This window comes from Ferdinandcohnia sp. Marseille-Q9671, assembly GCF_976954385.1.
This window is the reverse complement of the sequence record NZ_CDRJTA010000001.1, coordinates 2,145,022-2,165,656: the sequence shown is the minus strand read 5'-3', so window position 1 is coordinate 2,165,656 and position 20,635 is coordinate 2,145,022. Positions and strand designations below refer to the sequence as shown.

Sequence of the window (20,635 nt, the reverse complement as noted above, 5' to 3'; positions counted from 1 at the left end):
TAGTGATTGACCCCACTTAAGACTTCAATTTGTGATAGTGAGATGATAAAGTAAATACTAGTATCGATAACGTGGTCAGCCAATTACATATGGAACGAAAGGGGTATTTAAATGAGTCAGTTTATTGGATATGTTGGAACATATACTAAAGGAGATAGCAAAGGAATTTATTCCTTTACATTGAATACAGAGGAATCGAAAGTAAAAGATGTGAAGCTAGTCGCAACTTTAGGCAATCCTACGTATGTAACTGTAAGTGAGGATAATCGCTTTTTATACTCTGTCATAAAAGATGGGGAGTCGGGTGGCGTAGCAGGTTACTCCGTTAATAGCCAAACAGGAGAGCTTACTCTTTTAAATAATCTGCTAGACATAGGTGCATCACCATGTCATGTAAGTGTGAACCAAGCAAATAACAAAGTTGTTACTGCTAACTATCATAAGGGTACTATTGAGTTGTATTCAGTTAATCAAGAAAATGGGTTGGTAGAGGCCTCTTTATCTGTAGGCAAGCATGAGGGTTCAGGACCACATGAAAGACAAGAAAAGCCACACACTCATTTTTCTGGTTTTACTCCTGACGAAAAATATGTAGTGGCAGTTGATTTAGGGATTGATCAACTGATGACGTATGAATTAAATAATGGGGCTCTACGTGAGGTAAGTCGTTTATCTGTTCGTCCAGGCAGCGGCCCAAGACATATTAGCTTTCATCCAAATGGAAAGTACGCATACATCATGACAGAGCTTAGTTCTGAGGTTATTGCACTATCCTACGACAGTAGCAATGGTGAATTTACAGAGATTCAATATATTTCCACAATTCCAGAGGATTTTACAGAAAATAATCAAGGAAGTGCCATTCATCTATCTGGTGATGGAAAGTTTGTTTATGTTTCAAATCGAGGACATAATAGCATTGCAGTTTTTCGTGTGAATGAGGAATCCGGTAAGCTTACATTTATTGAACATACGTCAACAGAAGGCGATTGGCCAAGAGATTTTGTTTTGGATCCAACCGAAAAATTCCTTATAGCATCAAATCAAGAATCCAGTAATCTTGTATTGTATACAAGAGATGAAGCAACAGGAAAATTATCAGTAGTTGAATCAGATATTACGGTGCCATACCCAGTTTGTTTGAAGTTTTTACATGTTTAAGTAGAGGAAAAGCCTGGCCTTGCCATGGCTTTTTTATTTTGTATGATAAAGCTATCTAGTCTTTGGGAATACTATCCTAAATATAATAGGGGGTAGAAAAATGGAGGATAAAAATAAGATTAGGTTAACAGCTGCAGAGATGTCTACCTTATGGTCGCAATATATAAACGATAGCCTAGCTGTTTGTGTAAACAAGCATTTTTTAGAGAAGGTAGAAGATCAGGATATTAAAAAGCATATCGAAAAAGTAATTCAGATTACAACTTCAAATATTTCTACACTAGAGGCCCTTTTTAAGAGGGAGGGCTTCCCTATTCCAGTGGGCTTCACAGAGAAGGATGTAGATGTGCAAGCTCCAAGGCTATTTTCAGACACATTTGTTTCGATGTACTTACGTCAAATGTCTATACTTGCGATGGCTGCTAGTGGAACGGCATTGGGTCTCGTTACACGTCCAGATGTGGTTGAATTCCATAAACGGGTCCTAAATGAAGGGGTCATGATGCAGGACTTAACAAGGGATACTATGCTAAATCAGGGTACCTACATAAAACCACCTTATATTACTCTTCCTGATAAAGTGGATTTTGTGGAAAAACAACAGTTTTTAGCGGGGTTTTTTGGAAAAAAGAGGGCGCTTACTTCTGTGGAAATCACAAATCTCTTTATAAATATTCAAACGAACTCCATTGGCAAGGCCCTCATGATAGGATTTGCACAAACAGCGACTGATGAAGACGTGAAAGAATACTTAAAGAGAGGAATGAAAGTTGCTCAAAAGCATATTGATATCTTTGGGGACTTTCTGAGAAAGGAAGACTTACCTGCTCCGATGGTTTGGGATTCAGCAGTTACTGATTCTACGACTACTGTTTTCTCTGATAAACTCATCATGTTCCATGTATCCGCAATGGTCGCTGCTGGAGTCGGAAACTATGGAGTGGCAATGGGAGCAAGCCCTAGGAGAGATATAGGTATGAAATACGCCTCTTTAATCCCCGAGATTGCTTTATACGCTGAGGATGGCGCTAATATTATGATAAAGAATGGATGGTTAGAGGAGCCACCACAGGCAGATGACCGCGAACAACTTATACAGAAGTAATAAGAGGACGGCTGTCGAGGAGACGGTCGTCTTTCTGGTTAGCAAACGGTGTAAATATACTTTTTTAAAAAGTAGGTCTATATAATGTAAGCGTTTTAGTATAAAATTATAGTAGATTACTATTTTATGAAAAGCAGATACATGTATATACATTCAAGAGGAGAGAAATCATGAAATATAGCGGAGCGAGAAGAATGGATGGGGGTTCGAGAAGACAGTATGTGTACTCTTATCTATATGAAAAAATAATAGATTTATCTTTACTACCAGGTACACCAATCTCAGAAAGTGACATAGGTGCCCAGTTAAATGTGAGCAGAACACCAATTAGAGAAGCTTTGATGCAGTTAGCTAAGGAAGAGTTAATTGAGATAAAGCCACAAATTGGGACATTTGTGTCTTTGATTGATCCAAAATCTATTGAAGAATCAAGATTTATGAGAAAGGCGGTAGAACTCGCTGTCGTTAGAGAGGCTACTGAAAAGGTAACGGCAGAGACAATCTATCAGTTAGAGAAATCATTAACTATGCAAGAGATAGCTCTTCGAGAGGAAAATGCAATCGATTTTTTAGCACAAGATGATCAATTTCATGAACTTATCTATAAAGGACTTGGGTTGAGTCGTATTTGGCAAGGAATTGACCAAATGAATGGACAATATAAAAGGGTGAGAATGTTACGTTTGATAACAGCTGAACCCTGCATGTGGGAAGCTATACTAGATGAACATAGGTCGATTTACGATGCCTTAAAAAGGAAAGATGCAGAAGCTGCTGAAGCCATAACGAATGAACATGTAACAAAAGGAATTCAACATATGTATGATTTTAAATTGCAGAATCCTGAATATTTTCAGAAGGAAAATGTCATGGTTCGATAAACAAGAAAAAGCGGTAGCCTGATGGCTACCGTTCATTCATTGTTGTAGTTCTTTTTGTAATTCCTCCATTTTGCTTTTTATGAGTGGATAGAAGTGCTTTTGTGCACTCGTAGTTGAATTCCCACCGAAAAAGCCTGTTCCAGGACATGTTTTTACATTATAATCAGGGCCTTTATCAAGTACCCTTGCCCCTGTTTTTAAATCCCACCAGTGATGATAAGTGATTGTATCAATTGAAGGTGTTAATCCAAACTTAAGGCTAAGTAGGGCATTCACAAACACAATGGTATCCTTTTGTTCTTTTGTCATGACATCCTTGCCGATGTCAAAATTTCCAATGTGCTCAATAGCGATACCTACAGAATTGGCCCTTTTTCCAATCGTTCCTTCAGGAGCAATGTTAAAAGGCCTTGAAACCGCAATTTTTCCATCAGGAAAAGTCGTGATGTTTTGTGCGATATGTTTCCAACCCATTTTGTTTTTATGGTAATTCTCCATCCCCTTTAACAACTGAAAATGATTCGTACCATTAAATCGGTCGTATGATGGAATCCACGTGTGGTGCTGTTGAATCAGGCTGATTTTTCGTTTAAATTTGTTATTCAGAAGCCAATCTTTAAACTCGTCCTTTGTCATTAGAATATGTTCACCCTGTATACTCAATTCCTTTGGTGTGATTCTAAGGATTTGCCCTGGATATACTTGTGAAGTAGAAAGTTTGTTAGTTGATTTGATATGCTCTGGTGATGAATCGAACATTGCGGCAATCTTTTGTAAAGAATCCCCGGTTGATACTTCATATGTAATGGGTACCCGTACCTTTTGCCCGACTACTAATAAATCAGATTGTAATCCGTTTGTCTTTTTTAACTCAACTGTAGTCGTTTTAAACTTTTCAGCAATTCCGGGCAATGTATCGCCTGCCTCAATAACATAGATATTGTTTGGACTCGTATTGGCCGCCTGAGCTGGTATATCCAACAGGAATACAATAAAGAGCATGCATATCGTAAGAGAAATCCATTTTTTCATGATTGTGTCCCTTTCTTTTGTTCTTTGTATTAGTTTGTAAAACTAACTCAATATTATGCTTACAGCAGTATGGAAAAGTTCTTTTCTTAATTAATAAAGGAAATCAGTGACAAAAAGAGAAGTAGTACTACGAAGGATATAGTATACACTCGATTGTCTTTACGTATAGGGGCAATGGGCGGTTAGGAGGAAAAGTCATGTTAGAATTGGATACATACATAGATCAGTTTGCGAAAATTAAGGTAATAGGTGTTGGCGGTGGTGGGAATAATGCCGTGAACCGGATGATAGAGGCAGGTGTCGAAGGCGTTGAGTTCATCGCAGTAAATACAGATGGACAGGCTCTTAATCAGTCAAAAGCAGAAATAACGATTCAAATCGGTGCATCATTAACAAGAGGACTTGGAGCAGGTGCAAATCCCCAAATTGGTATGAGAGCTGTGGAAGAAAGTGAGCGAGAAATAGAGGAGGCTCTTAGAGGAGCGGATATGGTCTTTGTTACTGCTGGAATGGGTGGTGGAACAGGAACAGGGGCAGCGCCAGAAATAGCAAGAATTGCTAAGAAGCTAGGATCCTTAACAATCGGTGTGGTTACTCGACCGTTTCGTTTCGAAGGACGAAAGAGAGCAGTAAATGCAGATGCAGGCATTGATGCCATGAAAGAAGCTGTCGATACCCTAATCATTATTCCAAATGAACGCTTACTAGAAATCGTGGATAAACGGACACCGATGCTTGAAGCGTTTCGAGAAGCAGATAATGTTCTTCTACGAGGCGTACAGGGTATTTCTGACCTCATTGCTGTACCAGGTTTAATCAATCTTGACTTTGCAGATGTTAAAACAGTAATGTCCCATAAAGGAACTGCTCTTATGGGAATTGGAATTGCGAAGGGTGACGGACGTGCAGTTGAAGCAGCACATAAAGCAATCAATAGTCCATTGCTTGAAACCTCAATCAGTGGTGCACGTGGTGTTATTTTAAATATTACAGGAGGACGTAACCTAAGCCTTTTTGAAATTCAAGAGGCTGCTGATGTGATTGCTTCTACGACTCACGAGGACTTAAATATGATTTTTGGATCCGTAATTAATGATAATTTAAAAGATGAAATTATCGTGACAGTTATTGCAACGGGTTTTACCGAATAAAAAACCAAGGACAAGTTTGCACTTGTCCTTATTTTTATGGGAGTACATTACCAGCAGCTTGATAGATCTCATACCATTCTTCGCGGGTTAGGTTAACTTCGCTTGCTTTTATACAATCCTTTAAACGGTCAATATTCATCGTACCAGTCACAGGTTGCATATTTGCGGGATGTCGCAATATCCATGCAATCGCAATAGTAGTATTGGTTACTCCATATTTCTCTGCAATCTCATCCATTTTTTTATTTAATTCTGGGAACTTTTCATTTCCGAGGAAAACACCCTCAAAGAAACCAAATTGGAATGGCGACCAAGGTTGTATTGTAATGTCATGCAGTCTACAAAAATCAAGAACACTTCCATCGCGATTAATGGCAGAGTCATTTTGCATATTTACATTGATGCCATTTGATATCATATGTGAATTCGTAATACTAAGCTGCAACTGATTTGCTACAATCGGTTGCTTTACAAATTTCTGTAATAACTGAATTTGCATTGGATTTTGGTTGGAAACACCAAAGTGACGCACCTTGCCTGACGATTCCAATCTATCAAATGCCTCAGCTACCTCTTCGGGTTCTACAAGAGCATCAGGACGGTGTAATAATAATACATCGAGGTAGTCGGTGTTGAGTCGTTTTAAGATCCCGTCAACAGAGTGCAAAATATGTTCTTTTGAAAAATCAAACATTCCCTTACGAATTCCGCATTTTGACTGAAGGATTATACTTTCTCGAATATCATCGTTCATATGTATCGCATCTGCAAATATTTCCTCGCAAGCCCCACCGCCATAAATATCGGCATGGTCAAAAAAGTTTGCTCCTTGTTCTAATGCAGATTGAACAAATTGTTCCGCATCCTTTTTTTCTAATGATTTAATTCTCATACAGCCTACTGCTATAACTGGTACCTGTAATGAGCTGGTTCCTAGTTTTATTTTTCGCATGATTGGTCTCCTCCTTATTAGAGATATTAGTGTTCCCTTACACTAGTTTACATATTTCTTTTGTGAATGGAAAGTCTAGAAGAAAGGAGGTTTTCAGTGATGAAAAAGTTCTTAATGCTTTTGTTTTTAGCAGTTCCTATGTTCTCGTTAGTGGGCTGTGGTGACGACGAAATGCCTGAAGAAGGCGAACAGATTGAAGAAATCGAAGAAGAAGATGAAATCGGTGACGGCGAGATTGATGATGAATAAATAAAAAAGTGTTCCTCGTTGTGAGGAACACTTTTTAGTAGTAGTTACGCAACTTTCGCTGCTGTTTTTGTGCCTTTTTTCTCGTTCATGAACTTAGTTAAATAAGGAACTGCGAATCTGTCTACACCGAAGTAGTAAGTAGCAGCGCCTGCAAATAGTAGAATCATTGCAACTGTGTAAAGTACTGGGTTTGTGCTTACAGTTCCCGCAAGTAGGAAGTTTAGGTTCATGAATGCACCTGCTAGTAATGCTGGGATAGTTGCAGCTCCTAGAATCAGTCCAAGACCAACTAGTACTTCGCCCCAAGGAATGAGTACGTTGAATATTTCTACATTCGGTACTGCAAAGCCTTCAAGGAATGTTGCGTACCAGCCTGCTACTGCAGGGTGATCGCCACCAGCTTTAGCTAGTGCACCTTGTAGGAAGCCACCTGCATCAAATCCATCTGTTAATTTATGAAAACCAGCATTTAGCCATTGAATACCTAACCAAATTCGTAATACTGTCCATATAACTGCCATTTTAGGTCCTTTTAAAAATTCTCTCATTTTAATCTCCCCTTATCATATATTTGTGAAGTTTTTCACAAAGCATTGTAAAAAAATATAATTGCTTGAGCTGCCAGCTTGTTGTAGTTAGTTTGTGAAGTTTTTCACTAACTTTCTACACTCTTAATATACATCGGATTTGCAAGAAAAGCAATAGGCTTCACAAAAAAGACATAAATAGATTTTAGGTCTTATTTTACAGGTACATACATAGGGTTTAGAGGGAAAGTAAGAATCTAAATAAAAATTCAAATAAGGTATAATATTTAAAAAGTGTTTGACATTGGTTTTTCCCCATACTATAATCCTTTTATGAAGCAAAACAGGAACGTATTAATTTAATAAAGGACTCTTATCCAGAGCGGTGGAGGGACATGGCCCTACGAAACCCGGCAACCTTCAAGATTATTCTTGAAAAGGTGCTAATTCCAGCAGGTAGAAATACCTGGCAGATAAGAGGAGGATTAAGCCCTCTTCTTTCTGAAGAGGGCTTTTTTTAATTTACTGGATGTGAAAGATTGGAGTTGCATTAGTATTATTCCTAGTTTTCATATAAAAATACTGGAGGTATACATATGACTGAACAATTCGAAAGCTATGACTTAGAGACACTATTATTACATGGGGGACAGTCGCCAGATCCAACGACTGGATCTAGAACAGTGCCGATTTATCAAACGAGTTCGTATGTTTTCCACAATTCCGAACATGCAAGGAGTTTATTTGCACTTGATGAACCAGGGAATATCTATTCAAGAATCGGAAATCCAACCGTAGATGTATTGGAAAAAAGAATTGCCCTTTTGGAAGATGGTGTCGCAGCAGTTGCAACTTCCTCAGGTATGGCAGCCATCGCGTTAGCAATTATGAACATTGCGGAAGCTGGTGATGAAATTGTTGCCGCTACAAATCTATATGGAGGTACTTACAACCTATTTTCTACAACACTACCCAAATACGGTATTAAGGTGCACTTTGTAGATTCGAAGGATCCTGAGAATTTTAGAAAAGCAATTACCCCGAATACGAAAGCAGTATTTGCTGAAATTATTGGAAACCCAAGTCTGCAGGTACTAGATGTAGAAGCTGTAGCAGCTGTAGCACATGAAGCGGAGATTCCACTCATCATTGACAATACATTTGCTTCTCCATATATTTGTAAACCCATTACATGGGGTGCAGATATCGTGATTCACTCCGCGACAAAATGGATTGGTGGACATGGTACAACAATTGGCGGTCTTGTAGTAGATGGAGGTCGTTTTAATTGGAATAATCCAAAGTTCCCAGGATTTACAGAACCAGATAGGAGCTATAACGGTGTAAGATATGCATTCGATTTTGGAACATTAGCATTTAGTCAAAAGCTTCGTGTACAGCTTCTACGTGATTTTGGCTCATGCTTAAGTCCGCAAAATGCTTTTTATTTGCTACAAGGACTTGAAACACTTCATTTACGGATTGAAAAACATAACCAAAATGCAGTAGAACTAGCAACCTATTTAAAAAATCATCCAGCAGTCGAGTGGGTATCGTATCCAGGTCTAGAGGATCATCCATCCTATGACCTCGCAAAGAAATATTTAAAAAATGGTTCAGGTTCAATCGTTAACTTTGGAATTAAAGGTGGAAGAGATGCAGGGAGAAAGGTAATTGATAACGTAGCACTATGGTCACATGTCGCTAATGTAGGTGATGCTAAGTCTTTAATTATCCATCCGGCTTCTACAACACACCAGCAATTAAGTGCAGAAGAGCTCCTTCTCACAGGCGTTTCTGAAGATTTAGTTCGTCTATCGGTGGGTATTGAATCGATCCGTGATCTACAAAATGACCTTGATCGAGCATTTTATGAGGCAACGGGCCTTTCGTCAAAAGGTGAGGAAAAGGGAGAAGTTGTTATAAATGATGAAGGGGTAATCCGTTGGGCACTACAGTCACCAATCGTTCGTGAAGAGACAAATGGGATAGAATCACAAAGGCAGAAGACATTGGCAGTTGTCGGCTTAAGCAGTAATCCAGCCCGTCCGAGCAATCGTTTAGCACGGAAGATGCAGCGCCTAGGCTATAAAATAGTTCCAGTAAATCCTAGGGAAACTGAGGTTCTTGGGGAAAAGGCTTATCCAAACTTAAAAGAAGTACCATTTGAGATTGATGTAGTGCAAGTATTCAGAAGTCCAGAGGCGGCAATTGAACTTGCTAAGGAAGCAGCGAAAGTGAAGCCGAGAATCTTCTGGCTCCAAGAAGGGGTTATTTCACCTAAGGCAGCGCAAATTGCAGCAGAAGCAGGCATTGAAGTCGTTCACAATCGTTGTACATATAAAGAGGCACAGCGTTTACGGGGATCTATCGTCACATTCGCGTGTGAAATTTAACAATACTTAGTCGGGGGTTATGCCCTTGACTAATGTAATGCCTTCTTGTCTCACATTGTGGAGACCTAAAAAATTCGTTACTCATAGCGCCAAGGAGTATTTGATTTTATTAAAGTCACTTTAAAAAGGGAGAAAAATAATGAAAAAAACTAGTCTTATTTTTATTGCTTTACTTCTAGTAGTCGGAATTGTTGGTTGTTCAACAAGCACAAGTAAAGCAGGCCAAGGAGATGAAAAACCTAAAAAAATCACACTAGACTATGCCTTTTACTCGCCAACAAGTCTTGTGTTAAAAGAGTTTGGCTGGGCTGAAGAAGCATTTAAGGAAGAAGGAATTGAAGTTGAGTTTGTTCTTAGCCAGGGAAGCAATAAAGCACTAGAATTCTTAAACAGTGGCAGTGCAGATTTTGGTTCTTCCGCTGGTGCTGCAGCATTAATGGCTAAGGCAAAGGGCGCACCAATTGAATCGGTTTATATTTACTCGAAGCCGGAGTGGACTGCACTTGTCGCAAATAAAGATTCAGAGATTCAAAGTGTAAGTGATTTAAAAGGAAAGAAGATTGCAGCAACTATCGGGACTGACCCTTATATTTTCCTCTTGCGTGCTTTAGACGAAGAAGGATTACGTCCATCAGATGTTGAGATTATTAACCTACAACATGGAGACGGAGCAGGGGCATTGTCAACAGGTCAAGTAGATGCATGGTCAGGATTAGATCCCCATATGGCTAGAGTCGAAATCGAAACAGATGCTAAGCTTTTTTACCGAAATGCTGATTTTAATACGTATGGAACTTTAAATGTTCGCTCTGAATTTGCGGAAAAATACCCTAAATACGTTGAGAAAGTAATAGAAGTGTATGAAAAGGCTCGTACATGGGTGCTAGAAAATCCAGAAGAGACAGCAGAAATTCTTGCAAAATCTGCAAATATAGATCTTGAAGTAGCTAATAAACAACTAAATGAACGGAATGATTTTTCGAATCCGGTTCCAGGGGAAACTCAGATTGAAGCTTTAACAGAAGCTGGTAAGGTTCTTCAAGCGCAGGAAATCATATCAAAGGATGTTGAGTTAGGAAAAATCATTCAAGAATTAATTAATCCTACGTTTGCTGAGAAGGTCATTAAACAATAGGGGAGGTGCCATTTTTATTCTGGCACACCCTCGTGATAGGAGGAGGTAACATGAGCACTAAAGGAGAGGCGGTAGCAAGACAAATAAAAGTGAAAACAAAGCCCCAGATTACATTATCAGGAAATGTAAAAGTCATCCTACTTGGTAGTATACTTCCCGCGGCTCTACTCGTTGTTTGGCAGTATTTAAGCCATATTGGAATCCTTGAGGCGCATCTTATGCCTGCACCGACGGTCATCCTGGCAAAAATTATTGAATTTGCTGGAGATGGAAGCCTTTGGGGCCACATCGGGATTACCCTATATCGAATCTTTTTTGGATTTCTTATTGGGGTAGTTTCTGCTGTAGTACTTGGTTCACTAGTAGGCTATTTTCGAATAGCTGAGCAATTATTAGATCCAATGCTCCAAGCGTTTCGTTCCATTCCATCTCTTGCTTGGGTACCACTATTTATCCTTTGGATGGGTATTGCTGAGCCCTCAAAAATCACACTAATTGCTGTAGGAGTGTTTTTCCCGGTTTATTTAAATATTGTATCAGGCATTCAGGGTGTAGATCGAAAACTAATCGAAGTTGGGAAAATCTACAATTTTACAACGTTTGAGTTAATTAGAAAGGTCATATTGCCTGCGTCACTTCCTTCCTTCTTAGTTGGGATTCGAAGCGGTTTAGGGTTAGGATGGATGTTTGTTGTCGCAGCTGAATTAATGGGAGCAAGTCAGGGAATTGGGTATTTACTCGTGGTTGGTCAAAACTCCTATTCTCCAGAGACAGTTATTGCGAGTATTGTATTATTTGCTATTTTAGGTAAAATAACGGACTCTATTTTGAAAAAAACAGAGGAAAAAACGCTTCATTGGCAGGATAGCTTTGTGAAGTAAGCCCGAAAGGATGAAAAAGAATGCTAGCAGTTAAAAATGTTTCGAGAACTTTTTCAAATGGTACGGCTGGATTTGCCAATGTAAGTTTTGAAACGAAAAAAGGTGAAATCATTGGTGTTTTAGGTACAAGTGGATGTGGCAAAAGTACGTTACTAAGAGTGCTATCAGGTCTCGACCCTGGTTATTCAGGTGAAGTAAAAATCAACGGTGACATTATCCAATCTGTACATGAAAAGGTAGGCGTTATTTTTCAAGAATCTCGTTTAATGCCCTGGTTGACAGTAATTGAGAACATCTCATTTGGTCTAAGAAATGATAAGGAAAGGATAGAAAAAGCACAAGAATATGTAAGACTTGTAGGCTTACAGGGTTTTGAAAGCCACTATCCAAAGGATATTTCTGGAGGGATGGCACAGAGAGTATCGATAGCTCGTGCCCTTATTACAGCACCAGAGGTTTTGCTACTTGATGAACCATTCAGCGCGTTAGATGCCTTTACAAAAATGCAGTTACAGGATTTGCTCTTAACCATTTGGAATACTTATCAATCAACTATGATTCTCGTAACTCACGATATCGATGAAGCTCTTTATCTCTGTGATCGGATTGTCGTATTAAAAGGACAGCCTGGAGAAATCTATCAAACGATTAAGATTGAGGATTCCAAACCAAGGTCCCGTGGAGATATTAAGTTGGCCCAATTGAAGGCCGAAATATTGGGACTTTTAAATGTAAACTAGAAGGGAAGTTACTGCATGACAGCCTTACAATTGGAAGCGATAAAGCCTTTTGATGGAGCATATAATCTACCAAACTATCAAGAAGTCTATCAACATTTTTCTTGGAAGGATGTTGAAACAGAGTTTAGCTGGTCACAAACAGGAAAAGTAAACATGGCGTATGAATGTATCGACCGCCATGTAGTGGAAGGGTATGGAGACAAGGTCGCCCTTCAGTATTTTGATGAAGAAGAGGAACAGATTTTAACGTTTAAAGATGTGAAGGAAAAATCAGACCACCTTGCAACTGTGTTAAAAAAACATGGGGTGAAAAAGGGAGACGTCGTGTTTATCTTTTTACCAAAAAATCCAGATTGCTATATTGCGATGATTGCAGCGATTAAGCTTGGGGCAGTTGCAGGACCATTATTTGAGGCCTTTATGGAAGAAGCGGTAAAGGATCGTATTTCTGACTGTGAAGGCCGTTTTCTACTAACAGACTCGGAGTTGGTAAAGAGGGTTCCTAAGCATGAGTTGCCTTCATTAGAAACAGTGTTCATCACCGAAGGACCAGAAAAATGCAAGGAAAGTGAAATATCCCTTGTAAAAGAGTTGGAAGAAACCCCAAGAGAGGACGACATCACCGAATGGTTGAGTTTGGATGACCGACTTAATATCCACTATACAAGTGGATCTACTGGAAAGCCCAAAGGCATTATTCATGCCCATCGAGCAATGATTCAACAATATCAAACAGGAAAATGGGTTCTCGATATAAAAGAGGATGATATTTATTGGTGTACAGCTCATCCTGGCTGGGTAACCGGAACAGTATACGGTATATTTTCACCTTGGCTAAACCGGGCGACCGTTGTTGTAAATGGCGGAAGATTTAATGCGGATTCTTGGTATTCAACAATAGAAAGAGCAAAGGTAACAGTTTGGTATAGTGCACCTACAGCATTTCGGATGCTGAAAGCTGAAGGGTCGGAGGTACTAAGAAAATATGACCTAGGCTCATTGCGTCATATATTAAGTGTAGGTGAACCGCTCAATCCTGAAGTTATTGTCTGGGGAATAGAGGCACTCGGAAAAAGGATACATGATACCTGGTGGATGACAGAAACAGGGGGGCAACTGATTGCTAATTTGCCATCAGAGGTGATTAAACCAGGCTCAATGGGAAGACCGATACCTGGAATTGAAGTTGCAATACTTGATGATAACGGAGTGCCAGTTCCAAAAGGACAAATTGGCCATTTAGGTATTAAAGCATCATGGCCGTCAATCATGAGAGAAGTTTGGAGAAATGAAGAAAAATATAACTCCTATTTTATAAATGGCTGGTATGTTTCTGGGGATTTAGCTGTTCAAGACGAGGATGGATATGTGTTTTTCCAGGGACGAAGCGATGATATGATTAATTCTTCCGGGGAACGGATTGGTCCTTTCGAGGTTGAAAGCAAACTGATTGAGCACGAAGCTGTTGCAGAGGCTGGAGTAATTGGAAAGCCAGATCCTGTTCGAGGAGAAATAGTAAAAGCTTTTATCGTTCTTAAAAATGGATATACTTCCTCACCAGATTTACTGGAAAATATCAGGGTTTTTGTAAAACAGAAGCTTGCAGCTCATGCTGCACCAAGGGAAATTGAAGTCTTGGACGAACTTCCCAAAACAAAGATTAGCGGAAAGATTTTACGAAGAGAGCTAAAGGCCCGTGAGCTTCAAAAAATATAAACTAATACGAGTTGAGTAATTTTAGTGAAGCAGGGGTGGAGTGCCCTTGCTTTTTTGTGATTTGGGATTTTAGATAATGTCATTTGTGAAACGCCAGGGTTGTTAATAGGGTAAAAGCATGTGAAACATTAACAAGCCTTAAGTCGTCATATCTATGGGCATTTTAATTTTGGGCATTTGTTGGATTTGAGTGTGATAAATATGGCTTTTCTCCAATAGGGAATCGGCCGTACCCGAGGGCATCGGCAATGACCGTGGTGGCCTTATTGTCACACTTGCGGGAAAAGCAGCAGAGCGTGTATGGCAAGAAGCGTTTCACGGCACATGCAAGCGATGATGCTCAATTTTATGGAACAAGGCCGTACAGATGTATCCAAAGTTCAGACTTTAATGGAGCCCACTGGTTAAAGGAATAGCACCCAAAGTATCATGCCAGATATGGCACGGGGACCTTCGCTTGAAAAGGCAATAAATGTTATACTTTTTGAAAAAGGGCGGTGGTTACATGTGTTTAGTACTGTTTGCTTACCGGATGCACCCGGTCTATAAGGTGATAATGGCTTCTAACCGGGATGAGTTTTATCAGCGCCCGACAGCTCCTATTCATTTCTGGGAGGACCATCCGAGCCTTTTAGCCGGTAGGGATTTAGAAAAGAAGGGAACCTGGATGGGAGTAACTAAGTTAGGGCGATTTGCTGCTTTAACAAACTATCGAAATCCTGCAGAGAATACAGACGGGAAACAATCACGAGGAAAGCTTGTTACGGATGCTCTCACCTACAAGGGGAAAATTGCGGATTATATGAAAGAACTAGCGGAAGTAAATTCAAACTTTCCAGGTTATAACCTCTTAGTAGGCGATCCTAGTAATCTTTATTATTATTCAAATGTTGAGAAACACCTTAAAGAACTAAAGCCAGGAGTCCATGGGTTAAGCAATCATTTACTAGATACAGAATGGCCAAAGGTTGTAAAAGGAAAAGAGGGGCTTTCAAAGCTGCTAAATCAAAAAAATCTAGTGGAAAGGTTGCTAGAACTTCTTCGAAATACAGACCGTCCTCATGATGACCACCTACCAAAGACCGGAGTTGCGTTAGAATGGGAACGAATCCTATCACCGTTATTTATCAAAGCACAAGGCTACGGGACGAGAAGCTCGACCATTCTCTTATTATCAGATACAGATGTACACTATGTGGAGCGGGTGCACACGGATACGCACTACCAGGACAAAGAGTATCGATTTCCAATCCATCGTCAAAATGAATCATAAATCGCCGTCCCGCAACGACCGTTCGTATATAATGAAAGAAAGAAGATAAATCTACTATTAATCAGATGAGAATATGGCGTATCGAAAAAATGAGGCGTATGTCGGACCCTTATCTTTTATTTAGCCAAGGGGTTCGAACCGCCACGAATAGTATACTCATTTGCATTCATAACCTTAAGAAAAGACTTCTACTAAATAAGGATAATAGAGATTGTGGTAATAAGTCGAAAAAGGGAAATGGAGTACGAAATTATATAGCTGTACTTTATTTATCTCTTATTAACGGGCAGTAGCACCCTCATCTAAACTAAGTAGTTTAGATGAGGGTACTGCCCGTAACAGCTCTATAATAAGAACAAAGAATAAGGGCGCCTCATCCAGTACACCGACTTTGTGATCCACTTCGTGTGGGCCTCAATTTTTCAAGAATGTTACAGCACCATGACAAGCGGTCGTAAAGCTATATTCTAGCTTGAAACACCCTTTATTCTGTGTCAATATGAATACTGTGATAATTGTCGAAAATTGAAGTATATAAAAGTGTCGTATCTTGATATAGACAGAATGTGCATTGAAGGATCAGAGAAATCTGACGTAATAGATATAGATAATAGGGAGATCGATAAAATGAATCATAAAGCAGTCATTTTAGGATGCAATTATTATATAGGATTAAGTACAATACGGTGCTTAGGCATTCATGGTGTACATACAGTTGCAGTTGATTATTCGTATGAAAACACGTATGGTGCAGATTCGAAATATTGTTCGGAACATGTCATTGCACCACATTACAAGAAGGATACAGAAGGGTTCATCGACTTTCTAAAGGGATATGCACGAAAGCAAACAGCAAAGCCTGTCCTTATTCCATGTCATGATAACTACGTTGAAGTAATCGACCAATATCTGGATGAGTTAAAGGAGTTCTATCTCATTCCTCAGACAAAACAAGGTCTTTATACAAAAGCAATGGATAAGGAGCTTCTTCATCAATTAGCGAGAGAACATGGAATGCTCGTTCCAGAAACGGTTCGTGTAAATGAAGAAAATTTTTATGGGAAAATCGAAGAAATTATTAAATACCCATGTGTTGTAAAGCCAACAGATTCACCAACTTTTGTATCGATTTTTCGAAAAAAACTATTCATCGTAAACAACCGAGAAGAGCTAGACGAGGCTCTGCAAAAAGCAAAAGAGGCAAAACAAGAGGTGATTGTTCAACGAATCATCCCTGGGTTTGATGACCATATGTACACCTTTGATGCATATTTGAATCAAGATGCAAAGGTTACACACTGGGTTACTTGCCAAAAGTTACGTCAATATCCAATTAACTTTGGTGCTTCAGTGTATACCATGCAGAAATATGTGCCAGAGCTCTATGAAATTGGTTCCCGCTTTTTAGAAGCAATTGGTTATAAGGGGTTTGTGGAGATAGAGTTTAAAAAAGATGCCGAAACCGGCAAATATTATTTAATTGAATTAAATGTAAGGATTACAAACCTTAATCAATTATTATACAAGGTTGGGGTTAACTTCCCGTATATCACGTACCGTGAGTTAATCGGAAATCCTCTGCCGCCTCAGGCAGTTGAGCATGATACTAATCGAGTCTTCTGGTATGCCTATGAGGATTTTTATGCAGTAAAAGGATACGTGAAAACAGGGCAGCTAACAGTTGGTCAAGTGCTTCGCTCATATCTTAAGCCAAAGGCCTATGCCATTTGGGACTTAAACGATCCCAAACCAGCCTTGTCATTTGTGAAGATGATTGCGGGCAAGAAATCTAAAAAGAAACAATAATTTTATTGAAAAGTTTTCGTAAAATTGTTTGGGTCAAACCCAGTTGAACGAGAATACGCCAAGGTAGATTTGATAAAAGGAAAAGAGGGAATTAAATGGTTCGATTAAATGAGCTTCTTTCAGCGGTTGAGGTTCTAAAAACCATTAATGAAAAGGACATAGAAATCAGTGGATTATCTTATCATTCTGGAAAGGTAAAGGACGGACACCTATTCGTATGTATTAAGGGTTATAAAACGGACGGACATAAATATCTAGCTCAAGCTATTTCTAATGGAGCTGTTGCAGCGGTCGTTGAGGATATCCAGGAAGATCTAGAAATACCTCAAATTGTTGTACGTAATAGTAGAATTGCATTGGCGAGACTTGCTGATGAGTTTTATGGAAGACCATCTGAAAAGATGAATATGATTGGGATTACAGCAACAAACGGAAAGACAACAACTTCATTTATGACGAATGCAATTTTAGAAGAAGAAGGCTTTCGAACAGGCTTAATAGGTACAGTTTCGATTAAGATTGATGATTTTTCCATTCCTTCTGAATTAACTACCCCTGAATCACTAGACTTGCAATTTTATTTAGGGCAAATGGTAGACCGCGATGTATCACATGTTACGATGGAGGTTTCATCGAATGCATTAGAGGCTCATCGTGTAGAAAAGGTTGATTATGATATTGTTACATTAAATAATGTAAGTCGTGAACATATTGATTCACACGGTTCATTTGAAAAATATTTTGAAATTAAGTCAGGTTTGATCCGTCATGCAAGTGAAAAGAGCCATGCAATTTTGAACTTAGATTGCCCGTATTCTTCCTCACTTATCGATCAAACAAAGGCACAAGTTATCACCTTTGGCTTAGATAACAAAGAAGGGCATATTTCCTGCGAAAATTTGGATTTGACCACGGGTAGAGCGAAGTTTACAATTAAGATTTTAAAGCCATTTTCTCGCTATAATTATGAAATAGCTCCTGGTGAATTTGAGATTGAATTGTCTGTTCCAGGATTACATTCTGTATATAACGCGATGGTAGCCATTGCAATAGGACTTCTCTCAGGTGTGTCCATTACCTCTATTCAAAAAGGGTTAAAGAATTTTGGAGGCGTGGAACGTCGTTTTGAATTCATTTATGAAGATGATTTTAAAATTATTGACGATCATTTTGCGAATGCTGGAAACATTGATGTTACACTACAGACTCTTAAATACATGGACTACAAAGATCTTCATCTAGTGTATGCAATTCGAGGTGAACGAGGTCCGACTGTGAACCGCGAAAATGCAGAAGCTATCGTAAAGTGGGCAAAAACGCTTGGGTTTAATGAGGTCATTGCTACGAAGAGCGTGTCTCATGTAACATCTAAAGATACGGTAACAGAGGAAGAAACAGCCGTATTCCAAGAAGTCATGTCTGATGCGGGAATTAAGGTCCATCTGTATGAAGAGTTAGACGATGCAATTTCACACGCCTTATCGGATGCTAAGCAAGATGATGTTGTGATTTTAGCGGGTGCACAAGGTATGGATTACGGTGCAGGGGTAGCTCTCCAACAAATTGCAAAAATGAGACCAGGTCTCTCATTGCAAACACTTTTCTATCCTTTACGAAATCGCGTAGCGGGACTCTCTAAGGAACAGAAACAAATGATCGGACGTAGTGATAGCTAGTTACAACGGGGCAATTGCTTCTAAGTATGAACATAAAAATTTGAAAAATAAAGGTGATTGAATATGTGTGGCTTCGTTGGGTTTGCTGACTCAAAGCTTGAAATAGATAAAGTGAAAACAATTAATGACATGATGGATACAATTATTCATAGAGGACCAGACAGTGGAGATTACTTCACGGATGACCATGCAACACTAGGCTTTAGACGTCTTAGTATTATTGATTTGTCTGAAGAAGGTAGTCAGCCAATGTACAATGAAGACGGAAGCTGTGTACTAGTTTTTAATGGGGAAATCTATAACTATCAAGAGCTTCGTGAAGATCTTCTAGCTAAAGGACATATTTTTAAATGTGATGCAGATAGTGAAGTTATTATCCATGCTTACGAAGAATACGGTGTAGATCTATTGCAAAAGGTACGTGGTATGTTCGCGTTTGCGATTTGGGATAAAAACGATGAATCCATGTTTTTAGCACGTGACTTCTTTGGGATTAAGCCTTTATACTATACGCAAAATACAACAGACAACTCCCTCGTATTTGGTTCAGAAATTAAGTCGTTTTTAAAGCAACCGGCATTTAAGAAAGAGTTAAATAAAGATGCATTAAAGCCCTATTTAACCTTCCAATATTCTGTATTAGATGAAACTTTCTTTAAAGGTGTATACAAACTAAAGCCAGGTCACTATATGATCTACAAAAAGGGAAATATAGACATCAAGCCTTATTGGAAAATTGACTTTAATTCGAAAGATAAGGGACTTGAGCATTATATTGAAGAAATAAACAATACATTAAAAGAATCTGTCAACTATCATAAAATAAGTGATGTAAAAGTTGGTTCTTTCCTTTCAGGTGGGATTGACTCAAGTTATATCACGGCTCTGTTAAAGCCAAATAAAACATTTTCTGTAGGGTTTCAAGACTATGAGGGTATTTTCAATGAAACCAATTTAGCCAAGGATTTATCTGATATTCTTGACATTGAAAATTTTAAAAAGCTGATGAATGCAGATGAAGCCTTTGAAAATCTGTCAACGATTCAATATCATATGGACGAACCGCAATCCAATCTATCATCTGTTCCATTATATTTCCTATCGAAATTAGCAAGTGAACATGTAACGGTTGTATTGTCAGGAGAAGGAGCAGATGAAATATTCGGCGGATATGTGTGGTACCAGAAGTCTGCAAAACTGGAAAAATACGAAAAGATTCCATTTGCCATTCGTCGTGCTGCTTCTGTGATAAGCAGTGCACTTCCGAATAATAAGATCACAAACTTCCTAGTAAAGGGTGGTCAAAAAGTAGAGGAAAAGTTCATTGGCCAAGCGAAGGTATTTGAGGAAGAGGATGCGCGAAAGGTATTAAAAGAAGAGTATCAAACCGGCCCTTCTATTCAAAATATAACGAAGAAAGTATATGATGAAGTAAAAGGGAAAGACGATGTAACCAAAATGCAGTATTTAGACCTAAAACTATGGCTGCCAGGTGACATCCTGCTAAAAGCAGACAAAATGAGTATGGCACATTCAATCGAATTACGGGTACCATTTTTGGATAAAGAAGTGATGTCGATGGCATCACAGCTTCCTAGTAACTTACGAGTGAATGAAATTGACACGAAATACGCCCTAAGAGCGGCGTCTAAAAAGGTGCTCCCAGATGAGTGGGCAAATCGTGAGAAGGTTGGCTTCCCGGTACCGATTAGACACTGGCTTCGTGAGGAAAAATACTACAACATCGTGAAGGAAATGTTCCAGTCTGACATTGCTAAGGAATTCTTCCATACAGATGAGCTTATCAAGTATCTTGATGACCACTACCATGAAAGACAAAACTATGCTAGATACATTTGGACTGTATATGTGTTCCTAGTATGGTACAAGAAATTTTTCATCGAGTTATAAAGTTTGTATTTCTCACATATAGTAAGAATGATTGCTAGTGATT

16 protein-coding genes, 1 pseudogene and 1 riboswitch are annotated in these 20,635 nt (G+C 39.0%); of the genes and pseudogenes, 14 read left to right on the top strand and 3 right to left on the bottom strand.

Annotation, left to right across the window (positions count from 1 at the left end):
- The first annotated feature begins 111 nt into the window (after positions 1-111).
- The 3 genes from ACWNMY_RS10700 to ACWNMY_RS10690 all read left to right on the top strand — a co-directional run bounded on the left by ACWNMY_RS10700 (position 112) and on the right by ACWNMY_RS10690 (position 3,147).
- Complete coding sequence (locus ACWNMY_RS10700; RefSeq protein WP_449538211.1) at positions 112-1,161, top strand: lactonase family protein; 1,050 nt, start codon at positions 112-114, stop codon at positions 1,159-1,161.
- Between the two features lie 100 nt (positions 1,162-1,261).
- The gene (locus ACWNMY_RS10695; protein WP_449538210.1) at positions 1,262-2,266 is read left to right on the top strand and encodes a DUF3231 family protein; all 1,005 of its coding nucleotides are present in this window, start codon (positions 1,262-1,264) and stop codon (positions 2,264-2,266) included.
- A gap of 170 nt (positions 2,267-2,436) precedes the next feature.
- Positions 2,437-3,147: a GntR family transcriptional regulator gene (locus ACWNMY_RS10690; RefSeq protein ID WP_449538209.1), complete on the top strand. Its 711-nt coding sequence runs from the start codon at positions 2,437-2,439 to the stop codon at positions 3,145-3,147.
- A 36-nt stretch (positions 3,148-3,183) separates the two neighbouring features.
- On the opposite strand, the gene ACWNMY_RS10685 is transcribed toward ACWNMY_RS10690, so the two are convergent.
- The gene (locus ACWNMY_RS10685) at positions 3,184-4,179 is read right to left on the bottom strand and encodes a LysM peptidoglycan-binding domain-containing protein (RefSeq protein ID WP_449538208.1); all 996 of its coding nucleotides are present in this window, start codon (positions 4,177-4,179) and stop codon (positions 3,184-3,186) included.
- 197 nt (positions 4,180-4,376) lie between these two features.
- Between ACWNMY_RS10685 and ftsZ the strand changes: the two are divergent.
- A pseudogene (ftsZ, locus tag ACWNMY_RS10680) lies at positions 4,377-5,327 on the top strand (cell division protein FtsZ); the annotation flags it as partial.
- A gap of 37 nt (positions 5,328-5,364) precedes the next feature.
- Here the strand turns inward: ftsZ and ACWNMY_RS10675 are convergent.
- The gene (locus ACWNMY_RS10675) at positions 5,365-6,282 is read right to left on the bottom strand and encodes an aldo/keto reductase (RefSeq protein WP_449538207.1); all 918 of its coding nucleotides are present in this window, start codon (positions 6,280-6,282) and stop codon (positions 5,365-5,367) included.
- A 99-nt stretch (positions 6,283-6,381) separates the two neighbouring features.
- On the opposite strand from ACWNMY_RS10675, the gene ACWNMY_RS10670 reads away from it, so the two are divergent.
- Positions 6,382-6,531: a hypothetical protein gene (locus tag ACWNMY_RS10670; RefSeq protein WP_449538206.1), complete on the top strand. Its 150-nt coding sequence runs from the start codon at positions 6,382-6,384 to the stop codon at positions 6,529-6,531.
- A 44-nt stretch (positions 6,532-6,575) separates the two neighbouring features.
- Here ACWNMY_RS10670 and ACWNMY_RS10665 read toward each other — a convergent pair whose 3' ends face one another.
- Positions 6,576-7,079 carry a DoxX family membrane protein gene (locus ACWNMY_RS10665; RefSeq protein ID WP_449538205.1) on the bottom strand — a complete coding sequence of 168 codons (504 nt, stop codon included), beginning with the start codon at positions 7,077-7,079 and terminating at the stop codon, positions 6,576-6,578.
- Between the two features lie 349 nt (positions 7,080-7,428).
- Positions 7,429-7,538, top strand: a riboswitch (SAM riboswitch).
- A 116-nt stretch (positions 7,539-7,654) separates the two neighbouring features.
- Between ACWNMY_RS10665 and ACWNMY_RS10660 the strand changes: the two genes are divergently transcribed.
- The 9 genes from ACWNMY_RS10660 (at position 7,655) to asnB (ending at position 20,592) form a co-directional block, all read left to right on the top strand.
- A complete protein-coding gene (locus ACWNMY_RS10660; protein ID WP_449538204.1) occupies positions 7,655-9,454 on the top strand; it encodes a PLP-dependent aspartate aminotransferase family protein in 1,800 nt (599 codons plus the stop codon).
- Positions 9,455-9,593: 139 nt separating this feature from the next.
- Complete coding sequence (locus ACWNMY_RS10655; protein ID WP_449538203.1) at positions 9,594-10,589, top strand: aliphatic sulfonate ABC transporter substrate-binding protein; 996 nt, start codon at positions 9,594-9,596, stop codon at positions 10,587-10,589.
- A gap of 50 nt (positions 10,590-10,639) precedes the next feature.
- Positions 10,640-11,470, top strand: a complete 831-nt coding sequence (locus ACWNMY_RS10650) for an ABC transporter permease (protein ID WP_449538202.1) — start codon at positions 10,640-10,642, stop codon at positions 11,468-11,470.
- Positions 11,471-11,490: 20 nt separating this feature from the next.
- Positions 11,491-12,210 carry an ABC transporter ATP-binding protein gene (locus ACWNMY_RS10645; RefSeq protein ID WP_449538201.1) on the top strand — a complete coding sequence of 240 codons (720 nt, stop codon included), beginning with the start codon at positions 11,491-11,493 and terminating at the stop codon, positions 12,208-12,210.
- A 15-nt stretch (positions 12,211-12,225) separates the two neighbouring features.
- Complete coding sequence (gene acsA, locus ACWNMY_RS10640) at positions 12,226-13,926, top strand: acetate--CoA ligase (protein ID WP_449538200.1); 1,701 nt, start codon at positions 12,226-12,228, stop codon at positions 13,924-13,926.
- A 505-nt stretch (positions 13,927-14,431) separates the two neighbouring features.
- Positions 14,432-15,199, top strand: coding sequence for an NRDE family protein (locus tag ACWNMY_RS10635; RefSeq protein WP_449538199.1), 768 nt, complete (start codon positions 14,432-14,434; stop codon positions 15,197-15,199).
- Between the two features lie 627 nt (positions 15,200-15,826).
- Positions 15,827-17,005, top strand: coding sequence for a carboxylate--amine ligase (locus tag ACWNMY_RS10630; protein WP_449538198.1), 1,179 nt, complete (start codon positions 15,827-15,829; stop codon positions 17,003-17,005).
- A 95-nt stretch (positions 17,006-17,100) separates the two neighbouring features.
- Positions 17,101-18,681 carry a Mur ligase family protein gene (locus ACWNMY_RS10625; RefSeq protein WP_449538197.1) on the top strand — a complete coding sequence of 527 codons (1,581 nt, stop codon included), beginning with the start codon at positions 17,101-17,103 and terminating at the stop codon, positions 18,679-18,681.
- A gap of 63 nt (positions 18,682-18,744) precedes the next feature.
- Entirely contained in the window at positions 18,745-20,592 is a 1,848-nt protein-coding gene (gene asnB, locus ACWNMY_RS10620; RefSeq protein WP_449538196.1) for an asparagine synthase (glutamine-hydrolyzing), read from the top strand.
- Positions 20,593-20,635 lie beyond the last annotated feature (43 nt).

Coding starts and splice junctions, on each gene's coding strand:
- ACWNMY_RS10630 (WP_449538198.1), top strand. CDS start 15,827: ATGAATCATAAAGCAGTCATTTTAGGATGCAATTATTATATAGGATTA.
- ACWNMY_RS10700 (WP_449538211.1), top strand. CDS start 112: ATGAGTCAGTTTATTGGATATGTTGGAACATATACTAAAGGAGATAGC.
- ACWNMY_RS10685 (WP_449538208.1), bottom strand. CDS start 4,179: ATGAAAAAATGGATTTCTCTTACGATATGCATGCTCTTTATTGTATTC.
- acsA (WP_449538200.1), top strand. CDS start 12,226: ATGACAGCCTTACAATTGGAAGCGATAAAGCCTTTTGATGGAGCATAT.
- ACWNMY_RS10635 (WP_449538199.1), top strand. CDS start 14,432: ATGTGTTTAGTACTGTTTGCTTACCGGATGCACCCGGTCTATAAGGTG.
- asnB (WP_449538196.1), top strand. CDS start 18,745: ATGTGTGGCTTCGTTGGGTTTGCTGACTCAAAGCTTGAAATAGATAAA.
- ACWNMY_RS10665 (WP_449538205.1), bottom strand. CDS start 7,079: ATGAGAGAATTTTTAAAAGGACCTAAAATGGCAGTTATATGGACAGTA.
- ACWNMY_RS10690 (WP_449538209.1), top strand. CDS start 2,437: ATGAAATATAGCGGAGCGAGAAGAATGGATGGGGGTTCGAGAAGACAG.
- ACWNMY_RS10625 (WP_449538197.1), top strand. CDS start 17,101: ATGGTTCGATTAAATGAGCTTCTTTCAGCGGTTGAGGTTCTAAAAACC.
- ACWNMY_RS10675 (WP_449538207.1), bottom strand. CDS start 6,282: ATGCGAAAAATAAAACTAGGAACCAGCTCATTACAGGTACCAGTTATA.
- ACWNMY_RS10650 (WP_449538202.1), top strand. CDS start 10,640: ATGAGCACTAAAGGAGAGGCGGTAGCAAGACAAATAAAAGTGAAAACA.
- ACWNMY_RS10695 (WP_449538210.1), top strand. CDS start 1,262: ATGGAGGATAAAAATAAGATTAGGTTAACAGCTGCAGAGATGTCTACC.
- ACWNMY_RS10670 (WP_449538206.1), top strand. CDS start 6,382: ATGAAAAAGTTCTTAATGCTTTTGTTTTTAGCAGTTCCTATGTTCTCG.
- ACWNMY_RS10660 (WP_449538204.1), top strand. CDS start 7,655: ATGACTGAACAATTCGAAAGCTATGACTTAGAGACACTATTATTACAT.
- ACWNMY_RS10655 (WP_449538203.1), top strand. CDS start 9,594: ATGAAAAAAACTAGTCTTATTTTTATTGCTTTACTTCTAGTAGTCGGA.
- ACWNMY_RS10645 (WP_449538201.1), top strand. CDS start 11,491: ATGCTAGCAGTTAAAAATGTTTCGAGAACTTTTTCAAATGGTACGGCT.